This is a genomic window from Streptomyces sp. NPDC058650, assembly GCF_042717315.1.
Taxonomy (GTDB): Bacteria; Actinomycetota; Actinomycetes; order Streptomycetales; family Streptomycetaceae; genus Streptomyces.
The window spans coordinates 1-20,169 of sequence record NZ_JBHXRL010000036.1 but is presented as its reverse complement, the minus strand read 5'-3'; the positions used below and the strand labels follow the sequence as shown (position 1 = coordinate 20,169).

The window sequence follows — 20,169 nt, the reverse complement described above, 5'->3', positions numbered from 1 at the left end:
ACTCGAGCGCCGTTACTGCCTGGGCGGCTTGGGCTTCTTCGGTTTCCTGTCTTGCGGCCGCTTCGCGGGCTTCGCGCCACTCCGGGGGGATGACGTAGTCGGGGTAGACCCCGTGCTCGTCGGGGCGCCCGATCCCGAATTCGGCGATGTCCTCTGTGCGAAGAGCGCCAAACGCTGGGTCAGCGCCCCGGCCGCTTTTAGGGTGCCGGCGATGCCCTCACCGCCCTCGATGTACGCCTTCACTCCGGCGATGCCGAGGAGGGTCTGCCAGAAGAACGCCGGCATGATGACCGACTCGGCTTCGGACTGCGACAGCTCGTTCCCGATGCGCGTGTACGTGTGCTGCTGGTCCACGGGGACCGGGAACCAGCGGTCGAGCTGCTCGTTGTAGACGGCGCCGTCGACGACCATGATCATCACGGCCGCCATCTCGACGGGGTCGACGGAACCGAAGGAACCGGCGAGGTACGTATCGGTCGCCTGCAGTCCTGCACGGCCGGGGAGGGGTCGAATCACGAACGGTGCTTCGATCCCCTCCACGGAGATGTGCAGGTCGCGGCCGACCTGTTCTGCGTGGATCGTCATGGAGCCCTGCCTCCTTCAGATCAGGCCGCGGTGTACGGCAGCGCGGTCGACGCGCCCGCGGCGTTGGTGACGATGATCGGGGAGGACCCGGTCACGGTCGCGGGGATGAGCAGCACGACGGTGTTGTCGTCGACGACGCGGAGCTCGACGACGGCGATTGCCTTGATCGTCGCCGAGACCGTGCTCGCGAGCTTGTAGCCGCGAACCACGATGAGGTCGCCGGGCGCCTGCAGCGTCGGAGTGGCCGACTCGAGCACCGGCACGAGCGTGCCCGCGATCGGCGAGGTGATGAGGTTCACGACGCCGTCGGACGTGAGCGTGAAGTTGATGACGAGCTTGTCGGCGTACCCGGTGTTGCCAGGGACCTGCGACACCGAGAACGTGCCCTGGAACGACGGCACTGCGTCGTCGCGCGCGTCGAAGACCTGCACCTCGACCTTGTTGCTCGCGCCCTTCGCGGCGGCCGCGTTGAGCAGGGCGATGAGCCACGGCTGCACGATCGCGCCGGCAGCGTTGCGGACGGCTTCCACGGCGAAGGTGATGACGTGGTTGTAACCGATGATGTCGGACGACTGCGTGCCCTTGGTGCCGTACACCTCGCGCTGCACGGTGACGGGCGTGGGCGTGTCGAGCAGGTTGTTGACGTCGCCGGTGATGTTCTCGAAGACGCCGTTCCGCTTCACGCGGATGATGCGCTCGTGGGCGAGCGCCACGGAACCCTGCGAGGGCACCGTGGTGTTGTACATGGTCTGGTCGGCCATGATGACTCCTTGTCTGGTTGGTGCCCGGGTGGGCGGGGTCCCCTCTGGGGTTCAGTGCCCGCGGCGGCCGCGGAAGCTGAAGTTCTGGGCGACAGCGACGCGCTTCTGCGTGTCGGCGTCGAAGTAGGTGCGCGAGTACTCCTCGGCCCACGAGATGCCGAGGATCGCGGGTGTGTACTCGGCGTGATCGAGCAGCGTGAAGACGGCGTGGGCGTGCGCCTTGACGTCGGCGACGGTGCCCTTCAGTCGGGTGAAGAGCTGCACCCGGTAGAGGATGTCGGCTCGGCCATCAGCGATCGGCACCTGCGGCGAGACGAGCGTGCAGGCATCGAAGGTGGTCGGCAGGGGCCGGTCGATGAGGACGCCGTGCTCGGGATTCACGTACGCGTCGCCGTCGGGCCGGTACACACCGAGCTCGTTGTCGGCGAGCAACTGCGCGAGCGCGCGGGCGAGGATCGTCTCGGGAGCGGGGTCAAGCACCGGTCGCCTCCTTGCGAATAATGTCGCCGAGCTCCTTGCGGTTCTCGAGCGCGGTCTCTTCGAGCCACTTCCCACCCGTGCCGGGTTCCTGGAAGGTGAACTCGGGGTGCTCGTGAAGGCGCGCCGCGTAGGGCGTATCGAACACGACCTGCGCGCCCGCCTCCGGCGTCTCTGCCGGCTCCACGGCGCCAGCCTCTCGGAGCGGGCCGTTGTCGAGCGGTGTCCGCGGCAGGGAGAGCGTCAGGAGCCGCTCGGCGGCCTTCGTCTCGCCCCGCGAGAGGCGGTCGAGCATGTCGTCGGCGAAGTTGCCGATGTTCGACGTCATCTGCACGTTGATGCGCACGCCCATGGCGGCCTCCTACTCGAGGTAGAGCTCGACGTGCGACGGAGTGCCGCGGTACTCGAAGTACGCCGAGTCGATGACCGACGAGGTCCGCTCTCGCGGGCCGCCCTTCCAGACAGTGACGTCGGAGCCAGGCAGGGCGTCATCGGCGAGCAGGAGCACGACGAGCGTGCTCGAAGTGATCTCCTGCCCGGCCGTCTCCGATGTGGAGCGGCGATCGACGACGAGGCGGGACTTCTGCTCGACGTAGGCGGGGCGATCGAGCACCGGATCGGCCCACGTCTCGCCCTCGGCGCTCTCGCCGACCAGGCGCACGATGTCGACCCGATGCTTCAAGTGCTTCTCGCGGAGACGGGGCACGGCAGCCTCCTACGTGTGAGCGGCGGCCGACGGGATCAAGCCGGCGTTCGTGAGGATGTCGACGCCGCGAGTGCCGATCCGCTTGAGCAGCCTGTCGTGCGGCGACTCGGACGACTGAGCGCTCGACGTCGTCCCGAGCGAAACCGACCCGATCTTCACCGCGCCGGCGTTCGCCTCAGCGCCCGTCGGGTCGTCGGTCTCGTCCCAGTACTCGACGATCGCGCACGTCGCGTCGGACATGGCGTCTGCGACGTCGGCGTCGGTCGGGTAGCCGTCCTCGTCGGTCTCGTAGACCGCGCGGCGGGTGAGCTTCTCCACTTCGATGGATGCCGAGCGGAGGCGTTTGCCGAGCTTCACGTCGTCACCCTCAAATGGCTCTTCGGCGAAGTCGTCGTACTCGGCGGTGGTCGCGTAGACGAGCTGGGCCATGCTCAGTCCTCGTCGGCGCCGAGCGGCACAGTGTGGGCGGCCATGAACTCACGGCGAGACTCGGCTTCGAGGTCGAACTCGGCGACATCCGACAGCGTGCGCAGCGGCGCCGCCTCGATGAGCGCGAGGATCTCGGCCTTCTTCGCCTTCGCGGGCAGGGCGATGCCCTCGACTTCGGCGACGTCGCGCAGCTCGCGCACACCGAGATCCTCGAGCCGGACGCCGACGAGGTGCTCCTCGATGATGAAGCCGTGCTGCAGGATTGCCTGTTCCCGCTCGGGGTGCAGCTCGGCGACCTCGGCCGTGCCGTCGACGAACTCGACGTCGAGGAAAGTCTGGCGGCCGAGTTCCGGCTGCGGGTGGATGATGCGAATCACCGTCGTCTCCGATCTGGTGGAAGTGGTGGGGGTGGTTCCCGGAGCGCCCCCCATGTGAACGCTCCGGGAACCGGGGTGAGCTACTCCTGCGAGCCGCTCTGCGCCGCCTCGGCCGCCTTCGCGACCTTCTCGGCCTTCGCCGCGACGAGCGCGGCCGCGATCTCGGCCTTGCTCTTCGCGCTGCCGATGTCGAGCTGCTCGCGCTCGGCGTACGCCTTGAGCTGCTTGCCGGACCATGCCTCGACGGGGTCGCCGTCGGGGATCTCGACGACTTCCGGCTCGGTGGGGGCGTAGATCACCTCGTAGCCCTGCCGCTCGAAGTAGGCCAGCTGGGCCTCTTCGTCGACGTCGGCCGTGCCGTTGACGAACGCGACGCCGACGACGATCCCGGTGAAGCCCTCGACGGGCGTGTTCACGATTGCTCGTGCCATGGTGGTGTCCTCCTACTGGACTCGGATGTTGCGCCAGACGGCGGCCGACTTCGTCGCCTTGAGGGCGACGCCGATCGGGCCGAGCTCGACCTCGCCGCGCTTCACAGCGCCGGCCTTGGTGAAGTCGGGCAGCCACGCGGAGGCGATCGAGCCGCCGATGGTCGAGATGCCGTGGAACCCGTCGAGGCCGACGCGGTACGCGTACAGGTCGGTCAGGCCGGTCGTGGAGACCGTCGCGACGGTGCGCGTGACGATCGGGATGATCGGGTTCGAGCTGCCGGCCTTGTCGCCGGCGTCGCCGAAGACGATGTTGCCGTACTGCTCGCGCTCGATCGGGCGACCGAACTGGTCGAGGAGCCCGTCGACGGGGTTCTTCGTGTACATCCCGGCGCGGCGGGCGGCGGCACGCACTCGTGCGAGCGCCTTCGCGTTGCCGAGGATGACGGACGGGGCGCCGTCGAGCAGGGACAGGAACTCGTCGATGTCGTCGAGCGCCTTGTGCTCGGCACGGGTGCCGGTGTCGAAGTCGCGCCAGTCGGTCACGGCACCGGCGCGGAACTCGGTGGACGAACCCACGAGCGCCTTGTCGAGGCCGTCGAAGCCGTTCGCGTCGGTCGCGGTGTCGCCGTTGACGACCAGGTCGGAGAACTTCGCGTTCGTCGACTTGATCTTCTGGCCCATGTTCAGCGCGACGCTGCCGGATGCGGCGGGGCCGAGCTTCGCGACGACGCGGTCGACGCCGAACGAGCCACCGAGCACGGCCAGGTTCGTGGTCACCGGGGTGGTGGTCACGTTCTGGTCGGTGTACTCGCTGTTGATCGCGCGGGTGTCGGCGGTCGCCTGCGTGGTGAGTCGCCGGTAGCCGTAGGCGAGGGTGTCGCCGCCGCCTGCGGGGTTCACGACGTCGTCGTAGATCAGCGAGTCGGCGATGACGCCGGTCTTGCGGAACTCGTCGATGACGGCCACGTCCATGTCGGTCGTGGCGTTGTTCTTGCCTTCTGCGAGAGAGATGGGCATGGTTGCTCCTTGGTCAGCCCCCGAGCGCCTTCTTGATGGCGCCGTCGAGGGTGTTGGGCGTTGCTGGGGGTGTTCCGCCCTGGTGTCCGCCGCCGCTCGTCGGGGGCAGGCCGGGGCCGGTCTTGAAGGTCGGGTTGGCTTCCATCGCCTCTGCGATGAATGCCTTCACGGCCTCCGGATCGCTGGGATCGACCGCAGCGAGCTTGGTGTCGAGCGACTTCGCGTCGAGGATGGCCGACGCGTTCGCTCCGAGAGGGCCAGCGGCGAGGATGACCGCGTTCGCTCGTGCGAGCTGCGCGTTCTGGGCCGCCAGGGTCTCGTTGGTCTGGGTGAGCTCACCGTTCTGAGTGGTGAGGGTCTGGTTCGCCTCGCGCCGCGTCTTGTTCTCTTCGCGGAGGTCGCGGACGTAGTCGTTCGGGTCGCCCTGGAACTGGATCGGCGGCGCGGGCGCGGGTGCGGGCGGCGCAGGCGGGGCAGCGGGCGGAGCCGGGGCGGGCGGCGCGGGCGCGGGAGGAGCGGCCGGAGGCGCTGCGGGCGCCGCGGGCGGGGCGGCCGGCGCAGGCGGGGCAGCGGGCGGCGTGCTGCCGCCCTCGCCGTTGTCGAAGCGGATGCCTCGGAGATCATGGAGCGTGCGCCCGAGGACGGCCATGCCGTCGCGGTCGCGGATGACGGGGAATGCGGTGTGCTTGTGCACGGTGAGCCTCCAGCTCGTTCGTTCCGGCCTCTGCCGGCGTCCTCAGCCCTGCGCTGAGGTCGTGTGGTCCCGCGCCGCCGCCGGTGCAGGGGCAGCGACGACGCAGGAGTCTGTGGGCCGCTATGCGGCGAGGGGGAAGTCGGCGGGCATCCAGCCCTTGGCCGCTCGGGCGCGAGCGACCTCGGCGCGACGGCGCTCGTCCTTGCGAGCTGCGCGCTGCGCCTCGACGCGGCGGCGCTCGGCAGCCGCGGCGCGACACGCTGCGTAGGAGATGTGGAGGCCGGGCATCAGGCGGCCGGCCACTTCTTCGAGCAGATACAGCGGTGCTCGCCGTCGTGGCTGGCGTGCAGCTTGCACGTGTGCGCGTTCGACTCTCCGGCCGGCGCGGACGGGCAGCGCGCGGAGACGAGCGGCACGGGCGCGGCGTCGCTGTACTTGTGCGCGCCCCAGCGCTGTTCCGGCTTGATGGCAGGCATGGTGACGCTCCTTCGCTCGAGGTGTGTTCCCGGCGGCGGCAGGTCTGCCTGCTGCCCGAAAGGTGGAGGCGTCGTGAGCAGCCTTCGAGGCCGTTTCATCCCTCGTTGACCGCCGCCGGGAATGCGAAGAGCCCCGTGCGACTGCAGCGGGGCTCAGTATTCGTGTGAGATCTACTCGACCGGGAATCTCGGATCAGGGTTGCGGATCACCGCGAGGTACGTGCGCGCGTCGTCCTCGTCGAATCCGAGCTCGACGTAGCCGGCGATGATCTCGTCATCGGTGGCCGTTGCGACGTCAACGTCGGGGAGGATCACTTCAGCAGCCCCTTCTCGCGGAACATCGCGTCGATCGCGGTCGCGATCGGCTCGAATTCAGGTGTACTCCACTGGCGGGCCGATGTCCACGGGTCCGGCCGCTCGAGCCAGTACTCGACGCCGAGCAGCATCGCCTCGTCGCCTGAGCGCACCGCGATCCACTGCGCGTACGAGCGCGCCCACATCTCCGCGGGTGTCAGCAGGTACTTCACGTGCGCGGCGAGCACGGGATCGTCTGTGGCATCCGCGAGGATCGCCTGCAGCCGTGCGATCGATGGAGACGCACGCACGGCCGCGAGCCACTCCTGCGTCGCGTGCGATGTCGGCAGCTTCGACTCGAAGATGACCTCCGAGCGCCCGATCAGCCGGTGATCGAGGTAGTGGCCGATCTCGTGAGCGGCGGTGAGTTGCACAGCCGGCCCGCGCGAGCGCAGCTCGATCTCGCCGCGCCCTGGGTAGTACGCGCCGAGGTGCTGCGCCTGCGTGCTCGCGGTGACGATCCGTACCGGACGGGTGTCCTTCGGGATGCGGTGCACCTTCGCGATCGCGGCGCGCGCCTGCCGGGCCTGCACACCGAGCGTCGTGCGCTTCGAGATCGCGATGTTCACGCCTCCGCGTGTGCCCGGCGGCGGGACGACGGTGAGGTTCGGTCCGTCTGGTGACGGCGTCGGCTTCGTGGCGGGCTTCGGCGGAGCGGGCGGCGGGGTGCGCGGTGTGCTTCGACCGGCGAGAGGCCCGCGGCCATCGGCGAAGTGGAGCTGCTCGCGGTACGACTGACGGTTGCGGCCGGTGTCGCGGATGAACGCCCGCATGTCGGCCTGCGCCTCGCGGATGTCGCGCCGCGCTCGTGCGGCGGTGACCTCGTCGGGTGCGACGGCCTCGGCGCGCTTCGCCTTGCGGATGTCGCGCTCGATCGCGCGCTGCTGCGCGCGCTCCTTCTCCGCCTCCGGGTCGTACGTGGTGTCGGACTGTGGAACGGTGAGGCCAGGCAGGTACGCGACGAGGCGGCAGCGGCAGTTCGGGTGGTTCCAGCCGGCGTTGCGCGCCTGGTCGACCGTCGCGTCGACGACGACCGTGACGTCTTCGCCGCCAGTCGCGTGCGGGAGCGTCACCGGGCCGACGACCCCGTTCGTGGAGAGGATCTTGCCCGCCCACGCTGCGCACTTCTCGCACGAGTCGAGACCGCGCACGACGGTGACGAGGTCGATGCCGGACTGCTGCATCCGCCACACACCGGCGTCGTTGAACGCCCGGTTCACGGTGGTGCGCCCCGCCATCTCCGCATAGGCGCCGATGGTCCAGCGCCGGTTGCCGCGGTCGATGAAGTCGCTGATGCCCTCGGAGAGGAACCGCTGCACCGCCTGCGCCTGCATCACGCGCGACGTCGTCACACCGAGGAGGGTGGTCGGCGAGTAGATCGACACGATGCGCTGGTACGCGTCCTGCGGGTACCGGGTGAGGCGCTGGTTCAGCGCCTCGAGCCGAGAATCGAGCGAGAGCACGACGGCTGCGACGGCCTGCGTCGCGCTGCCCGTGAGTGTCGTCGTCGAGACGGCCGCGGCCCCGCCGATGAACGGCGTGGAGGCGACACCCGTCGGGACGATGCCGGCGAGCCCGAGACGTGCGGCCGCTGCCGCTTCACCCTCACGTGCCGCGATCTCCACCACACGTCGCGCGAGGTCGTCGGCGCGGAGCTTCTCGACGATCGCGGCGGCGGCGAATTGCAGCTCGCGGATGGAGCGTGCGCGGTGCGCCGACAGCTCGGCGAGGATGCGGTTCTGCCGGATGCGCTCAGCGACCGTGAGGCCTGCACCAGCGGGCGCCGTGTGCAGCTGGCTGATCAGCTCCATGTGGCGGCGTGCGCGAGAGGCGACCTCGCGGATCAGCTCGTCCTCGGCGCCTGCGTACCGGGCCGCGATCTCGAGCGCAAGCTGCTCGATCATCTCCTCGACGGGGAGCCCGTCAGGATCGGGAACGAAGAGAGCCACGGGCGCACCGCCTACTCGTCGTCTGCGTCGTCCTCAGGAGCGGGCGGCTCATCCCCGGTGAAGGTGGCGGGGTCCGGTGCCGTCGCGCGGTCGTTTCGGATCTTCGTGACCTCCTCGCCGACCTGGATGTCGTCCCAGTCGGGGTTCGCGCGGCGAACCTTCTGCTCCGTCGAGATCGCGGCCGCCGCGTCGAGGAGCGAGAGGGTGCGGGCGAGCTTTTCCGGGTCCTCCTGTGACACGTCGGGGAAAGTGACGACGGGGAGGTCGAACTTCCCGCCGCCCTTGCCGGAGAAGAGGATGCCGTCGAGCTCGAGCGCCACGGAGGCCTGCTGGCCGATGGCGCGCTTGTCGAAAAGGATCTTCTTGTCACGCGTGCGCTCGGACGCCTTGTCGCGGTCTTCGATCTCTGTCGCGGTCTGCCCGCTTCCCTCGCCGTAGTCGCCCCACGCTGACTGCGAGTAGCCGGCGGCGCGAAGGATCTCGCGGTACAGGGCGTACGCGGTGCGCTCGTGCTCCTCGACGCGGATCTCGAACTGCACCTGGTCGAGGGCCATCTTGTCGGGGTCGCCGGGCGTGTTGAGGCCGACGAACACCTCACGGCCGAGGTCGAGTGACGCACCCTTACCGCGGCCGCCGAAGTCGAGCGCGGCCTCGGGGGCGAGGATCTTGCCGGCGCCCTGCTTGAGGTCGCGCATCCACGACGACCACGTCTCGTCAAGCGCATCGAACAGCGGGTGCAGACCGGCGAAGTCCGAACGACCTGTGTAGGCGAGCTCGCCGCGCTTCCGCCATGCGCGCGTCGGCATGTTCTGGTTGTACGACACCGTGAGTCGGTCGAGCTTCGTGAGGATGCGGGACTCCGCGTCGACCATCGTCGCGAGATGTGTCGTCTCCGGTCGGTCGGCGAGGTTCATGCGCCGGCCGATGCTGGTCTCGGTACCCTTGTAGAGGGCGTGCTCGATCGCACCGACCTCGTGGCGCTCGAGGTGGCGCCAGAAGACGGAGCCGTCGCGGTACTCGGTCCACATGGTGCAGGCGATGAGCTTGCCCTTGCGGAACTCGGGGATGATCACGTCGGCCGCGGAGACTTCGAGCCACACGTGGTCGGCGACGTCGGTGTCCCACGTGGACACGATCGCGACCGCGCCGAGTGCGGCCTTCAGCTCGCCCATGGTGTTGAACGTGCTGTGCGCCTCATCGGAGTTCGCGATGAGGTCGAGGCGGGCCTGTGCGGTCTTCGCCGCACCGGTGGCGCTGAGCGTGACCTCGGGAGGCTCGGCGAAGATCAGGTCGCTCGAGAGCGTCGCGAGATCAGCGGGCGCCGGAATGTGCAGCCGCGTACGGTTCTCGCCTGCCGGGACCGGGCGGCCCCAGAACATGCGAGCCGCCGCGCCCACGATCCCGCCGCGCATCGGCTGGCCGTGGCGCACGTAGTCGGTCCGTGTCTGCTGCTCGTCGCGACGGTAGATGCGCTCGAGCGCGTCGGTGTCGCCGAGGTACCAGGCCTCGTTCTCGGCGTAGGTGCGGTATGCCGCGTCCCACGGGGCGGGCGGCCAAGCTGTGTTCGGGAGGGGCAGCGGCACGGTGGCTCCTCTCACGCGGCCTGAGCGAGCTCGCCCTGCCAGTACGTCTTCGTCGAATGGGTGATGTAGCGGCCGCCGTCGAGCCAGTGGTCGTTCTCTTTCACGACCTCGTCGTGGCCCTCTTCAGTGGCCTTGTCGGACCACTGGTACTCGGACACTTCGCCTTGAAAGCGAGCGCACCTGTCGGTGACGAGCAGCTGATCGTTGGCGAGCAGGTTGCCCATCGTCGCGATGCCCTTGAGCACGTCATGATCGGCAGCCCACGGCGAGAGGCCAGAGCCGCGGAGATCCTGATGCAGTTGTGTGCGGAACGACGCGGCGGCCGGGTCGAGCATGATGAAGCGCGGCTGCAGCCCGTTCGGCACAGGCGTGTGCGGTGTCGGGAGCCAGGCGCGGAACCGCTTGGAGAGTTCGGCGTCGGTGAGCCGTACGCCGTGGTTGGCGTCGTCGGCGGGGTCGTAGCCCCACTCGTCCATGAACACGAGGCGCGGCTTCTGCTCGTCGGTCAGGCCGAGCATCATCGCCGTGGTCGGGTTCGTGGTGCCGTAGTCCATGCCGAAGCCGAGGACATCCTGCAGCGGCGGCATCGCCTCGAACGGGATGACGTGCCGTGTCGGGTCCCACATCGGGTAGACGGCGCCGGCGGCGTTCGTCCATTCGCCCTTGATCATCCGGTCGTAGAAGACCCCGGAGAACGAGGCCTCCATGTCGGCGATGTAGTCGGCGTCGAGGTTCGGGTTGTCGGCCATCGTGAAGTGGAACGAGACGAGGTTCTTCTCGCCAGCGGGGAGAATCCACTTCTTCCTGATCCAGTGGTTCCGAGACGCGGGGTTCATGGTCGCGAGCAGCCGGGCCCCGGCGACGCGGAGACGGGAGACGAGCATGTTCCAGAACTCCTCGGGGAGGAGTGCTGCCTCGTCGACGTACGCGAGCGCGACCGTCGCGCCCTGGATACGGCCGACAGCCTTCGCATCGTTCGCACCCACGATCATGACCTCGCGGCCGAAGATCGTTGCAGACGTCGCGCCGGGCGTGTAGTGGATCTGCGAGGAGATGATCGAGCCGAAGATGCTGGTGTTCTGGAACAGCACGAACACGTTTTGGTAGACGGTCTGCAGGCTCTTCCCGACGATGATGATCAGCCCGGTCTTCGGGGCGACGATCACTGCGAGGAGGAACGCGAACAGCGACGCGACCGTCTTCCCGGCGGACACTGAGCCGTACCAGAGGGCCAGCTTCCGATTCATCGCGTCGACGATGGAGAGGATCTGCGCCTTCGATACGAGCCGTTCGATCTCACTCAGGTTCATCGGTGCCCTCAGCCAGCGTCTCCGCCCGGTACTTCTCGGCAGCCGCCTTGAAGCCCTCCGCGATCTGGTCGAGCACACCGACCGCCTGGTCGAGGCCGCCGTTGTCCTTCTCCACGATGCGGGTCGCCTTATCGAACGCGATCCCCGCAGCGGTGAGAGCCTCGCGGCGCATGCCCATGGGTGCCCGGTCGAGCTTCCGCTGCCGGAACGTGTTGTCCTTACCGCCGAAGTTGTACACGGTGACGGGGCCTCGGATCTCCTGCAGCGCAACACGCCCGGCGGCCATCATCTCCTCGGCGAGCAAAAGTCGCTCGGCGGCGAGGTCGACAGTGTGCGCCTCGACAGCGGCAGCCGTCTGCGTCCGATCGAACGACAGGCCCTCGGCCCTCGCCCACCGAGACACGGTCGACGGTGAGCACTTCAGGCGCTTCGCGATTGCATTGCATGACAGGCCCTCGTCGAAGAGTCGCCGCGCCTCTGCGCGTTTGCTGTCGAATGTGCCGCGTCGCGCCATGGTTGTTCACCTCGTTCGGGCCTCTTGCCCTTGCGGTGTGCGCCGTATGGACGCGTTCGGGGTTCTAGCCGTGTGTCGGCGTCGGGTGGGAGAGTGTGGGAATGAGCATTCAGGACGCGGCACGATCCGCGAGCATTGCAGCGAACCAGGCGATTGATGCGGTCAACGTGATCCAGCGCGGTGGGGTGGTTACTCCGGACGATCACTACCGGGAGAATCTTGCTCTGGCGGTGTCGAACCTTGCCATCGCGGTGAAGCAGCTGGCCGAAGCACGGAGCTAGTAAGCGCCATGCATCCGTCGTCGCCGGTGTCGGCGGCTGCTGGGAGGGTGAGCTCTGCCGACTGTCGGAGAGGCCGAGGTCGGGGAAGGAGTTCGTGTGGACACGAGCAACATGTGGTGGTCGGCGACGGATGCGCTGCCCAAGGAATCGGAGCTGGAGACTGTCGAGCAGAAGCTCGCCTACGCCCAGGTGCTCGCGCTGCTGTCGATCTCGCAGGAGATCAACGGGTTCGTGCTCGGTGAGTCACCGCTGGGGGAGAAGCTTTCGCATGCGCTCGACGCGGTGATCCCGAAGGGCAAGCGGTAGTCGAGGCATCCTGGAACGACGAAACCCCCACGCCTTCTGGCTGGGGGTTTCGTTCTGGGCGGAGTGATCCACCATCTACGTTCTATCGTGCATCAATTGCGGCTTTTGCGTATTATCTCGGCGCTGTTCAGATGCGGCGTGTCGGCTTCCCCCTCGGGCGGCCGCGGCGGATCGTCGGCTCGACGCGGACCACCGCCCTCGAGAGCACGACCATGCGGTTCTGCTCGTCTCGGCGGACGGCGAGCCGGTCGTCCTCGATCCACTCGTAGATCGTGCGGGGCTTCTTCCCGGCCAGGACGGCGGCTTCCTTCACCGTGACCCACTCCTTCGGTGTTCCGGTCATGCTGCTGCGCTTTCAGGTCGGGGCTCGATGGTGAGCGAGTCGGTGATGATCCAGTCGGTGCGGTAGCCCGGGTTCGTGGTGTGCTGGTCGGCATCCCAGAGCGCCTGCACCCCGCCGGGCCGGGACTGGGCGCCGAGGATGTGGCAGTCGCACGGGCAGGCGAGGCTGTCGCAGTCGGCGTGCAGCTGGTGCTCGCAAGTCGGGGACCCGAACCAGCGTGGCGGCGTCATGCGGAACTGATCGATGACGTATCCGCACCACTGGCACTCGACGATCGTCAGCCCGCGGACCTCGCGGGACGGGTTGCCCGTGAGGGTGAGGTTCTCGCAGCCGGGGCAGCGTTGGCGGGTGATGGGCTGCTCGTGCGCGACGGTCTCCAAGTCTCGGTAGGCGCGCTCGGCGGCGTGCGCGAACTGGATGGCGTCACGTGCCCCGAGCTCGTCCTGCACCCAGAGGTCGACGGTCCGATGTGCACGGGATGCCAGGAACCCCTCGCACTCGTTGACGGTGAGGAACACGAGGCTGAGGTTCGAGTAGCCGCCGGGGGTGGCGCCTTGGACTCCGCCGGCGTCCGGGGACACGAGCCGGCCCTCGGCTTCGTCGATCGCGAGTCGGAACTTGTGCCATCCGGCGACCGCGTTCACGGTGCGCTCGTAGCAGTGGTTGCAGAGGTGGCCGCGGTCGGCTGCCCGGGGGAGGCAGCCCCAGCATGTGCCGGGGTTCTTGGCCCAGCCGGGGTGGTCGGGACAGGTCACGCGGTGCGCGCCCGTCTCGGCGCATGGCCGGATGCCGGGCAGGCCGATGGTGGTGACGCAGAGAGCGTTCATCGGGTCTCCTTGGGGTGGCAGTGGCAGGTGAGGTTCGCGCACCCGAAGCCGGGCGTCTTGCAGCAGGCACAGCACGGGCGCCGCGGAGTGCGGTCGTGGGTCGGTGGAGGGACGTAGGCAGGCTTCGTCATGGGGCAAGCTCGCTCTCGACGAGGAGGCGCGTCGGGTCATCGAGGCGGCGGAGGCCGAGCGCACCACGGAACGGGATCGGCTCGGCGAGAGGTCGCGGGTTCGCGAGCACGAGGTGCCAGCCGAACGGCTCGGCCCACGGCTCGCAGGAGTAGCATTCCGCGCTGTCGGTCAGGTGCACGTCGACGAGGTCGACCACGCCGATGATCCGCCCGTGGGCACCCCGCCAGCCTTCGCTCCCAAAGCTGAACGCATCCCGCCCGAGCACGTCGCGCACCGCGTACACGTCATCCCACGCGATCGGCGCAAGCCCGGCGTGGATCGCGACCGGCCCGCGGTATCCGCCTGCGATGTTCCGCACCCGGTTCTCGACGTCCTTCCCGCCGTGGATGATCGCCCACGCCCAGGGCTGGCGCACGGTGAGCACGCGCATCTCGGGATCAGAACGGGGTCTCGTCGACATACCCGCCTCCCCACGCCTGATCGGTGACCGGCTCGGCCGCGGGCGGCGGGGTCGCGCTCCACCCGGCATCCGCCGCCGGCGCCGCGCCGCGGTTCGACTGCGCCCGCGTGACTGACGCGGTCGCGTACCGGAGCGAGGGGCCGATCTCGTCGACCTCGAGCTCGATGCTCGTGCGCTTCTCGCCCTCCTTTGTCTCGTACGAGCGCTGCTTGAGTCGGCCCGACGCGATGACGCGCATGCCCTTCGTCAGCGACCCGGCGACGTGCTCGGCGAACTCGCGCCAGCACGACGCCCGGAGGAACAGTGCGTCGCCGTCCTTCCAGTCGTTCGCCTGGCGGTCGAAGGTGCGCGGGGTGCTTGCGATGGTGAAGTTCGCGACTGCGAGGCCGTTCTGCGTGAACCTCAGCTCGGGGTCAGCCGTCAGATTCCCGACGACAGTGATGATGGTTTCGCCTGCCATGGTTCAGGCCTCCTTCGTGGTGGTGGTGTCGGTGCTTGCCTTGGTGGCGCGGTAGCGGCGGATGCCGTCGACGATCGCGAAGCAGGCGAGCAGGAAATGGTGGTCGTAGTCCTGGAACGAGACGTCCCACATGTCCTCGAAGAGCTCGCCGAGGCGGTGCTCGTCGCCGAACTCCTGGGCGACGCCGTGCGCCTGGTCGTAGTGGTCGCACTCCTCGAGCTCCGCGAGCCCTGCGGTGACCTCGTCGGGCATCGCCTCGCCGTCGTAGTGCTCGGTGACGGTCTCGCGCATCCACGCGACGAACTTGCGGCCGGAGAAGGTCTCCACGTTCTCGGTGAGGCTGCTCACGAGCTTCTGCCGCCAATAGCTCGGGTTGATGTCGTAGGGCTCGACGCCGCGCGTGCTGAACCAGGTGAACATGTCAAGCTCACGCTTGAACGTGTAGCCGTCGCCGATGTCGCCGACGATCGTGAGGTAGCCGGGCCACGTGATGATGTCCCAGTGCCACATGCCCGTGCCAGGCTTCGCGACGCGGAGGTGGCGGTACACGCCGTCCTCGTGGAGGATCGTGAGCTCATGCTCGGTCGTCTCGCTGCGGAACTGCCGGCGGGCTTCGTCGTAGGGGATGTTCTGCGTCATGCTGCGTGCTCCTTCGTGGGTTCGTTGAGTTGCGCGAGGATCGCCTTGGTGGCGTCCGACGGCTTGTTGCCGCGCAGCCCAGCCGTGTAGAGCCGGGTCTGCACTGCCTGGTTCGTGAGGTCGAGACGGCGGGCGATGAGCGGGATCGTGAGGCCCGCATGGTGGAGGCGGAGCACGGACTCCGTGATCTGCTCCGGTCGCGGCGAGACGACCTCCTCGCGGATGATTCGGGCCACGTACTCGCGAGCATCGACGCCGGCGTCCTCGGCGCGAGCGGTGAGCTGCCACCACACGGCATCCGGGAGGCTGAACCGCACCTCGACGCTCATGCGGCCAGTCCCGCTTCGTCGATGAACTGCTGTACCTCGAGCGGCGACTGCGAGATCGCACGGAACACGTACCGCTGCGGCGCCCGCGGCTCGCCCTTCGCCTTCGACAGCAGGTGCCGGGCGATGCCGACTGCGACCTCCGGGGCGACCTCGCGTTGCGTCCACTTCCGGATCTGCTCGACGATCGCGGCCACGCTCGTGATGCCCGCCTGCGCGGCGAGCGCCCTCACTGCTGGCGACAGGTCACCCGAGTCAGTCGAAACGCTCGCGTCTACTTCTGGACTGGACTCGGTAGCTGGCGTTAAGTCAGTCATGGGGACGGGACGGGACGGGACTGGGACGGGGTGTTCGGACGCGGCATCACTTCCGGCGGGTGTCCCGCTGTCTGTCCCAGCGGGACGCCGCTTGGACTCCCGATAGGCGGCCTTGCGGACTCGCTCGGCCTCCCGGCCAGCCTCCACCTCAGCCTTCGACGGGTTGTAGCGGAGGAAGTCGTGCAGCGTGACCCCGCCCTCGGGTGCCGGCGTGCAGTACTCCGAGTCGCACGGGAACCCGTGGCGGTGCATCAGCTCGACGCGCACAAGCTCGTCGACGTCGGTGCGACGGGCGTCGAGCTCGTCGAGCTCGTGCTCTTCGAGCACGCCGTCGGTGAGCGCGCGCACGGCGTAGTTGCCCGCGAGCGCCCACAGGCCGACGATCTGCTGCCGCCGCTTCCGGGGGATGCGGATGACCTTCTGCGAGACGCCGAACTGGTCATCGATCTTCTGCCACACCATCAGGTGCCCTCTCTTCCCATGCGCTCGAGCGCGTCGTGCTCGGTGATCTCGACCCACGTCCCGTCGTTCCGGTAGAGCACCCAGGCGGCGCGGAGGCCGAAGACCGCGCGGAGCCAGCGGCGTGCAGGCCACTCGGCGGGGTCCGCATGACGCGGGACCGTCCAGCCCTCAGCGAGCGCCTCGGCGGGGTGCTCGGTCTTCCAGAGGTGGCAGCCACCCTCGGGGGAGAACGGGCCGCAGAGGAGCTGCAGGTTCGCCGGCGTCGTGTTGAACGCGTCACGTCCCTGCCGGTGATCGCGCTCGACGTGAAGACCGGGACGGCGGCACCGCTGGCAGGTGCCTGCGTCGCGGTGCGTCACCGTCTCGTAGGCATCGCGCTCCTCGGCCTTCGTGAGCGGCGTGCGCTTCGGCCCGATCATCAGAACATCGCCCCTTCCGGCGCAGCGCCGATCGTGCCCTCGAGGTCGGAGGCGAGCCGGGGCCGGTCACGCATGAACCAGCAGCGCGCCCACGTCCCGCTCGTGAGGAGGACTTCCGCGAAGACGGAGCCCTCTGGCCGGTAGCGCAGGGTGCTCGGGTGCTTCTCGACGTAGAGCTCGCGAAGCTCACCTGTGACCGACACCTCTCGGGATTGGTCGCCGCTGTGATCCATCGCTCTGAACGTGATCCGATCGCCGACACGCATCTCAGCGCCATCGAACTCGGCGACGTCGATCGGTGAGCAGTGCTCGCCACCGAGAGGAAGTGCGATGCCGCTCATGCCGCACCTGCTTTCACGAGGTCGGAGTACTCGAACGCTTCGAGCCCGAGATCCTGGCGGATGCGGAGCACCGTGCGATCGGCGATGTGGAGAGTCTCAGCGATGCGCGTATCGCTCCACCGGCGCGCGTGCGCTCGGGTTACCGCTTCACGCCGCTCGAGCGCGGTGAGCCGAACGCGTGCACCGGTCAGAGCGAGTTCGACGGCGGTCTCATCGATGGTGGGTTCCGCGTCGGCGGCGCCGATGGTGTTCGGCCGCTCGGCGGGGTCGTCAATGTCGTCCCACGCGAGCGGGCCTGCCCATCCGTGGCGCTTCGCCACACGGCGCGCATTGTCAGCCCAGCCACCTGACTGCGGCTCAGCCCACAGGCTCGCGAACACGCTGCGCACCGAGACGAACGTGGCGGCCAGCACGCGAGGTCGCCCGTCGTGCATCAGGGTCGACAGGTTCGTGACATCCATCCCGAGGCGTTGCGCGATCTCGGTCTCGGTGTAGCCGACGGCGACGAGCGCCTGGAGCCGCCGCGTAGTGCCAGTCGACGGGACGAGGGCTGCATCGATCTGCGCGGGGTCGACCGCCAGGAGACGTGCAGCATGAGACGCGCGCGTCACACGCTCGCTGATCGGCTTCGGCTGAACGCCGGCCCCGCGCGGGCCGAAGTAGATGTCCATGACGGCGGACCGGGGCACCTGTGCGGCATCCGCTACACGCTCAAGCCCGAACCCGGCATCCTGCAGTTCGACCAGACGGTCACGGACCGGCCCAGCGGGTACACGCGCCGGGGCGATCTGATCTTCGCGCCCGTACGCGCGCAGCCGGTTCCGGCGCCGCTGACGCTCCATCTTCCGCAGGTGCCTGCACTGGGCGCACCGGCAGCCGTGCTCGGCCCAGCACGTCTCGAGGTCGTGTGCATGCGTCTCCGGGCACTCGGGCAGGGTGCGGCTGCGCGTCGGCGCGGCATCCATGGTTCCGGCCCGCCACGCGGCGAGGTAGTGCTTCCGACACATGCCGCGCGCGGTCACGCCGCGCCCGCATCCGGGCTTGCTGCACGGCTTCATGCTGCGCTCCCTTCGAGGTCGAGGAGGTCGAACAGGGTCGGCACGTTCGCGCGGTCATCGTGGCGTCGCAGGTACACGAGCGAGTCGGCCACGGATGCCGGGTTCAGTTCGGACCCGAAGCCGCGGCGGCCGGCCTCGACTGCGCACAGCACGGTCGAGCCGATACCGGAGAACGGGTCGCCGACGAGATCTCCCGGGTTCGAGTACTCGTTGATCAGGCGGCGAGGGATGTCGAGCGGGAACGGGCAGATGTGGTTCTCGACGTTGCGGCGCTTCTGCTCGCTGTTCAGCGTGTCGATGCGGAGGATGTCGTGCCAAACGTCGGGCCGCCATGACCCGGGCACGAGGGATGCGAACGTGCCCGGGAGGGCGTGCTTCGCGGCGAGGTCGTTCGCGAGTGCCACGTGCGCGTCGTAGTCGTAGACCGACCGCAGCGACTGCTCGGTGAAGAGGCGCTGACGGGACTCCGGGTCGAGCGCCGCGAGCTCGTCGACGGACAGCAGGCGGTCGCCGCCGGTGCGCCAGTCGGCGGCGGCGTCGATCTGCCACCGGCCGACCGAGTACTCCGCGGCGGCCTTCACGATCCGCTCGTCGGACCAGCCCTTGGACCGGTCGGTCTGGGGCTTGCCGAACAGCAGCACGTACTCGGGGGAGCCGACACCCATGGGCCCGTGGTCCTTGAGCATCTTCGTGTACGACAGCCGGTACGTCTGGTTGTTCTCGCGCACGACGTCAGTCGTGACCGTGATCATGCCGTGGTAGTCGAACCCGTGCCCGGTGTAGTGCGCGATCGCCTCGGCGTGCAGCGGGGAGACCGTATAGCGGCCCTTCCCCGTGACGGAGCCGAACAGGAGACGGTCCTTCACGTGCACGGCCATGATCCGGCCCGGCATGAGCGAGCGCAGCAGCGACGGGGTGAGGTAGTCCATCTGCCACCAGAAGTGGTCGTTGTCGTCGGTGTGGCCGAAGTCGGCGTAGTTCGGCGAGTACTCGTAGTGGTTGCCGAACGGGATCGACGTCACGATGAGGCCCATGGAGTTCGGCTCGACGTGGTCGCGCCACTCCGCGACGGAGTCGTTCAGCGAGATCGTCCAGCCGTCGCCCGAGTACTCGGCACGCTCGGCGCCCATCGCGCGCGTCAGCTCGGTGCCGATCGCCTGCGGGTTCAGCCCGAACTCGCGGATGATGTCCGACATGGTGTCGGTGAGGCGGTCGTGCTCGGCCCACTTCGACTCGAGCGTGGAGCGCACTTCGGTCTCCGACTCGGCGTAGACCAGATGCACGGTGACGGGGTGCTCCTGCCCGTACCGCTGGATGCGGTGCACGGCTTGGATCGTGTCGTTGAACTTGAAGTCGATGCCGACGAAGATCGCGACGTGCGACTGCTGCAGGTTCATGCCCTGGCCGAGCATCACCGGCTTGCCGATCAGCTCGGCGGTGTCCTTCTCCCGCCACGCGTCGAGGCGGCGCTCGGCCTCGTCGTCAGCGAGCGCGCCGTGCACGGAGGAGTAAGTGATGCCCTCGGAGGCGAGTGCCCGCTCGAGCGCGGTCTGCTCGTCGTTCAGGTGGCACCAGATCACGATCTGTTCGTCGCCGGCCGCGCGGTGCTCGCGCACGAGGGTCATGGCGTGAGTGATGCGCTCCGTCATGGTCTGTCGCTTCTCGCGGGCCGCGTCGACCATCGAGAGCGCGCCGCCGCGCACGAGCACGCCCTGCCCGTCGCGCTCGACCTGCTCGGATTGCAGGTCGACGGCGACCTCGTGCCAGCGCACGTCGATCGGCGGGAGCTCGTAGCCGTCGTCGGAGTAGCCGAGGTCGGACGGGCGCTGCACGAAGCATGCCCACGTGTTCAGCCACAGCCAGAACTCGCGCTCCTTGTGCGGGTACAGCGTGAGGTTGCCTGCAGTTGACGAGTCACGCTGGAAGAACCGGGTGAGGGCGGCGCCGGTGTCCATGATGCCGAGGAACCCGGCGTAGTGGATCAGCTCCTTGTGACGGTTGGGCGACGGGGTCGCGGTCGCGACGAACCGGTACGGCACATCGGCGAAGAGGCCGAGGAACTCCTGGTAGGTCTTCGACCCGAACGAGCGGAGCACGGATGCCTCGTCGAGCGACACTGCGTCGAAGAGCGAGAC

At 68.6% G+C, this 20,169-nt stretch carries 30 protein-coding genes; 2 read left to right on the top strand and 28 right to left on the bottom strand.

The features are described from left to right. Positions 1-12 precede the first annotated feature (12 nt). The 17 genes from ACFWWU_RS36525 to ACFWWU_RS36445 all read right to left on the bottom strand — a co-directional run bounded on the left by ACFWWU_RS36525 (position 13) and on the right by ACFWWU_RS36445 (position 11,663). Positions 13-585, bottom strand: coding sequence for a hypothetical protein (locus tag ACFWWU_RS36525; protein ID WP_384153280.1), 573 nt, complete (start codon positions 583-585; stop codon positions 13-15). A gap of 20 nt (positions 586-605) precedes the next feature. Then, the gene (locus ACFWWU_RS36520) at positions 606-1,346 is read right to left on the bottom strand and encodes an IPT/TIG domain-containing protein (RefSeq protein WP_384153277.1); all 741 of its coding nucleotides are present in this window, start codon (positions 1,344-1,346) and stop codon (positions 606-608) included. 51 nt (positions 1,347-1,397) lie between these two features. Beyond that, positions 1,398-1,826: a hypothetical protein gene (locus ACFWWU_RS36515; protein WP_384153274.1), complete on the bottom strand. Its 429-nt coding sequence runs from the start codon at positions 1,824-1,826 to the stop codon at positions 1,398-1,400. Then, positions 1,819-2,175 carry a hypothetical protein gene (locus tag ACFWWU_RS36510; protein ID WP_384153271.1) on the bottom strand — a complete coding sequence of 119 codons (357 nt, stop codon included), beginning with the start codon at positions 2,173-2,175 and terminating at the stop codon, positions 1,819-1,821. Before ACFWWU_RS36510 ends, ACFWWU_RS36515 begins: the two co-directional genes overlap by 8 nt. Before the next feature lie 9 nt (positions 2,176-2,184). Beyond that, entirely contained in the window at positions 2,185-2,529 is a 345-nt protein-coding gene (locus ACFWWU_RS36505) for a hypothetical protein (RefSeq protein ID WP_384153268.1), read from the bottom strand. Between the two features lie 9 nt (positions 2,530-2,538). Beyond that, a complete protein-coding gene (locus tag ACFWWU_RS36500; protein WP_384153265.1) occupies positions 2,539-2,958 on the bottom strand; it encodes a hypothetical protein in 420 nt (139 codons plus the stop codon). 2 nt (positions 2,959-2,960) lie between these two features. Continuing rightward, on the bottom strand, positions 2,961-3,389 hold the full coding sequence (locus tag ACFWWU_RS36495; RefSeq protein WP_384153262.1) for a hypothetical protein: 429 nt from the start codon (positions 3,387-3,389) through the stop codon (positions 2,961-2,963). A 26-nt stretch (positions 3,390-3,415) separates the two neighbouring features. Further along, positions 3,416-3,766, bottom strand: coding sequence for a hypothetical protein (locus ACFWWU_RS36490; RefSeq protein ID WP_384153259.1), 351 nt, complete (start codon positions 3,764-3,766; stop codon positions 3,416-3,418). 12 nt (positions 3,767-3,778) lie between these two features. Further along, on the bottom strand, positions 3,779-4,783 hold the full coding sequence (locus tag ACFWWU_RS36485; protein ID WP_384153256.1) for a major capsid protein: 1,005 nt from the start codon (positions 4,781-4,783) through the stop codon (positions 3,779-3,781). A 13-nt stretch (positions 4,784-4,796) separates the two neighbouring features. Further along, on the bottom strand, positions 4,797-5,477 hold the full coding sequence (locus tag ACFWWU_RS36480) for a hypothetical protein (protein ID WP_384153253.1): 681 nt from the start codon (positions 5,475-5,477) through the stop codon (positions 4,797-4,799). A 120-nt stretch (positions 5,478-5,597) separates the two neighbouring features. Then, positions 5,598-5,765: a hypothetical protein gene (locus ACFWWU_RS36475; protein WP_384153249.1), complete on the bottom strand. Its 168-nt coding sequence runs from the start codon at positions 5,763-5,765 to the stop codon at positions 5,598-5,600. Further along, positions 5,765-5,953, bottom strand: a complete 189-nt coding sequence (locus ACFWWU_RS36470; protein ID WP_384153246.1) for a hypothetical protein — start codon at positions 5,951-5,953, stop codon at positions 5,765-5,767. Before ACFWWU_RS36470 ends, ACFWWU_RS36475 begins: the two co-directional genes overlap by 1 nt. A 171-nt stretch (positions 5,954-6,124) precedes the next feature. Beyond that, positions 6,125-6,268, bottom strand: coding sequence for a hypothetical protein (locus tag ACFWWU_RS36465; RefSeq protein WP_384153243.1), 144 nt, complete (start codon positions 6,266-6,268; stop codon positions 6,125-6,127). Beyond that, positions 6,265-8,256 carry a phage minor capsid protein gene (locus ACFWWU_RS36460; protein WP_384153240.1) on the bottom strand — a complete coding sequence of 664 codons (1,992 nt, stop codon included), beginning with the start codon at positions 8,254-8,256 and terminating at the stop codon, positions 6,265-6,267. Before ACFWWU_RS36460 ends, ACFWWU_RS36465 begins: the two co-directional genes overlap by 4 nt. Before the next feature lie 11 nt (positions 8,257-8,267). Then, positions 8,268-9,839, bottom strand: coding sequence for a capsid protein (locus ACFWWU_RS36455; protein ID WP_384153237.1), 1,572 nt, complete (start codon positions 9,837-9,839; stop codon positions 8,268-8,270). 11 nt (positions 9,840-9,850) lie between these two features. Further along, on the bottom strand, positions 9,851-11,227 hold the full coding sequence (locus ACFWWU_RS36450; RefSeq protein WP_384153234.1) for a PBSX family phage terminase large subunit: 1,377 nt from the start codon (positions 11,225-11,227) through the stop codon (positions 9,851-9,853). Beyond that, positions 11,136-11,663, bottom strand: coding sequence for a helix-turn-helix domain-containing protein (locus ACFWWU_RS36445; protein ID WP_384153231.1), 528 nt, complete (start codon positions 11,661-11,663; stop codon positions 11,136-11,138). Before ACFWWU_RS36445 ends, ACFWWU_RS36450 begins: the two co-directional genes overlap by 92 nt. Positions 11,664-11,764: 101 nt before the next feature. Between ACFWWU_RS36445 and ACFWWU_RS36440 the strand changes: the two genes are divergently transcribed. Both ACFWWU_RS36440 and ACFWWU_RS36435 read left to right on the top strand, forming a co-directional pair. After that, positions 11,765-11,944 carry a hypothetical protein gene (locus ACFWWU_RS36440; RefSeq protein ID WP_384153228.1) on the top strand — a complete coding sequence of 60 codons (180 nt, stop codon included), beginning with the start codon at positions 11,765-11,767 and terminating at the stop codon, positions 11,942-11,944. A gap of 96 nt (positions 11,945-12,040) precedes the next feature. Then, entirely contained in the window at positions 12,041-12,250 is a 210-nt protein-coding gene (locus ACFWWU_RS36435; protein WP_384153225.1) for a hypothetical protein, read from the top strand. A 127-nt stretch (positions 12,251-12,377) separates the two neighbouring features. Here the strand turns inward: ACFWWU_RS36435 and ACFWWU_RS36430 are convergent, their stop codons facing one another. From ACFWWU_RS36430 to ACFWWU_RS36380, 11 genes are all read right to left on the bottom strand, one after another. Further along, complete coding sequence (locus tag ACFWWU_RS36430) at positions 12,378-12,593, bottom strand: helix-turn-helix domain-containing protein (protein ID WP_384153222.1); 216 nt, start codon at positions 12,591-12,593, stop codon at positions 12,378-12,380. Then, positions 12,590-13,420, bottom strand: coding sequence for a hypothetical protein (locus tag ACFWWU_RS36425; protein WP_384153219.1), 831 nt, complete (start codon positions 13,418-13,420; stop codon positions 12,590-12,592). The genes ACFWWU_RS36430 and ACFWWU_RS36425 overlap by 4 nt, the downstream gene beginning before the upstream one ends. Positions 13,421-13,547: 127 nt before the next feature. Further along, a complete protein-coding gene (locus ACFWWU_RS36420) occupies positions 13,548-13,982 on the bottom strand; it encodes an ASCH domain-containing protein (protein WP_384153217.1) in 435 nt (144 codons plus the stop codon). Positions 13,983-13,989: 7 nt separating this feature from the next. Next, complete coding sequence (locus ACFWWU_RS36415) at positions 13,990-14,472, bottom strand: single-stranded DNA-binding protein (RefSeq protein ID WP_384153214.1); 483 nt, start codon at positions 14,470-14,472, stop codon at positions 13,990-13,992. 3 nt (positions 14,473-14,475) lie between these two features. Continuing rightward, positions 14,476-15,111, bottom strand: a complete 636-nt coding sequence (locus ACFWWU_RS36410; RefSeq protein WP_384153211.1) for a hypothetical protein — start codon at positions 15,109-15,111, stop codon at positions 14,476-14,478. Next, positions 15,108-15,440 carry a hypothetical protein gene (locus tag ACFWWU_RS36405; protein ID WP_384153208.1) on the bottom strand — a complete coding sequence of 111 codons (333 nt, stop codon included), beginning with the start codon at positions 15,438-15,440 and terminating at the stop codon, positions 15,108-15,110. The genes ACFWWU_RS36410 and ACFWWU_RS36405 overlap by 4 nt, the downstream gene beginning before the upstream one ends. Then, the gene (locus ACFWWU_RS36400; RefSeq protein WP_384153205.1) at positions 15,437-16,216 is read right to left on the bottom strand and encodes a hypothetical protein; all 780 of its coding nucleotides are present in this window, start codon (positions 16,214-16,216) and stop codon (positions 15,437-15,439) included. Before ACFWWU_RS36400 ends, ACFWWU_RS36405 begins: the two co-directional genes overlap by 4 nt. Next, complete coding sequence (locus ACFWWU_RS36395) at positions 16,216-16,635, bottom strand: HNH endonuclease (protein ID WP_384153202.1); 420 nt, start codon at positions 16,633-16,635, stop codon at positions 16,216-16,218. The genes ACFWWU_RS36400 and ACFWWU_RS36395 overlap by 1 nt, the downstream gene beginning before the upstream one ends. Then, complete coding sequence (locus tag ACFWWU_RS36390; protein WP_384153199.1) at positions 16,635-16,976, bottom strand: hypothetical protein; 342 nt, start codon at positions 16,974-16,976, stop codon at positions 16,635-16,637. The genes ACFWWU_RS36395 and ACFWWU_RS36390 overlap by 1 nt, the downstream gene beginning before the upstream one ends. Next, on the bottom strand, positions 16,973-18,034 hold the full coding sequence (locus ACFWWU_RS36385) for a hypothetical protein (RefSeq protein ID WP_384153196.1): 1,062 nt from the start codon (positions 18,032-18,034) through the stop codon (positions 16,973-16,975). The genes ACFWWU_RS36390 and ACFWWU_RS36385 overlap by 4 nt, the downstream gene beginning before the upstream one ends. Then, on the bottom strand, positions 18,031-20,169 hold a 2,139-nt coding region (locus tag ACFWWU_RS36380; RefSeq protein WP_384153193.1), incomplete at its 5' end, for a DNA methyltransferase. The genes ACFWWU_RS36380 and ACFWWU_RS36385, both read right to left, overlap by 4 nt.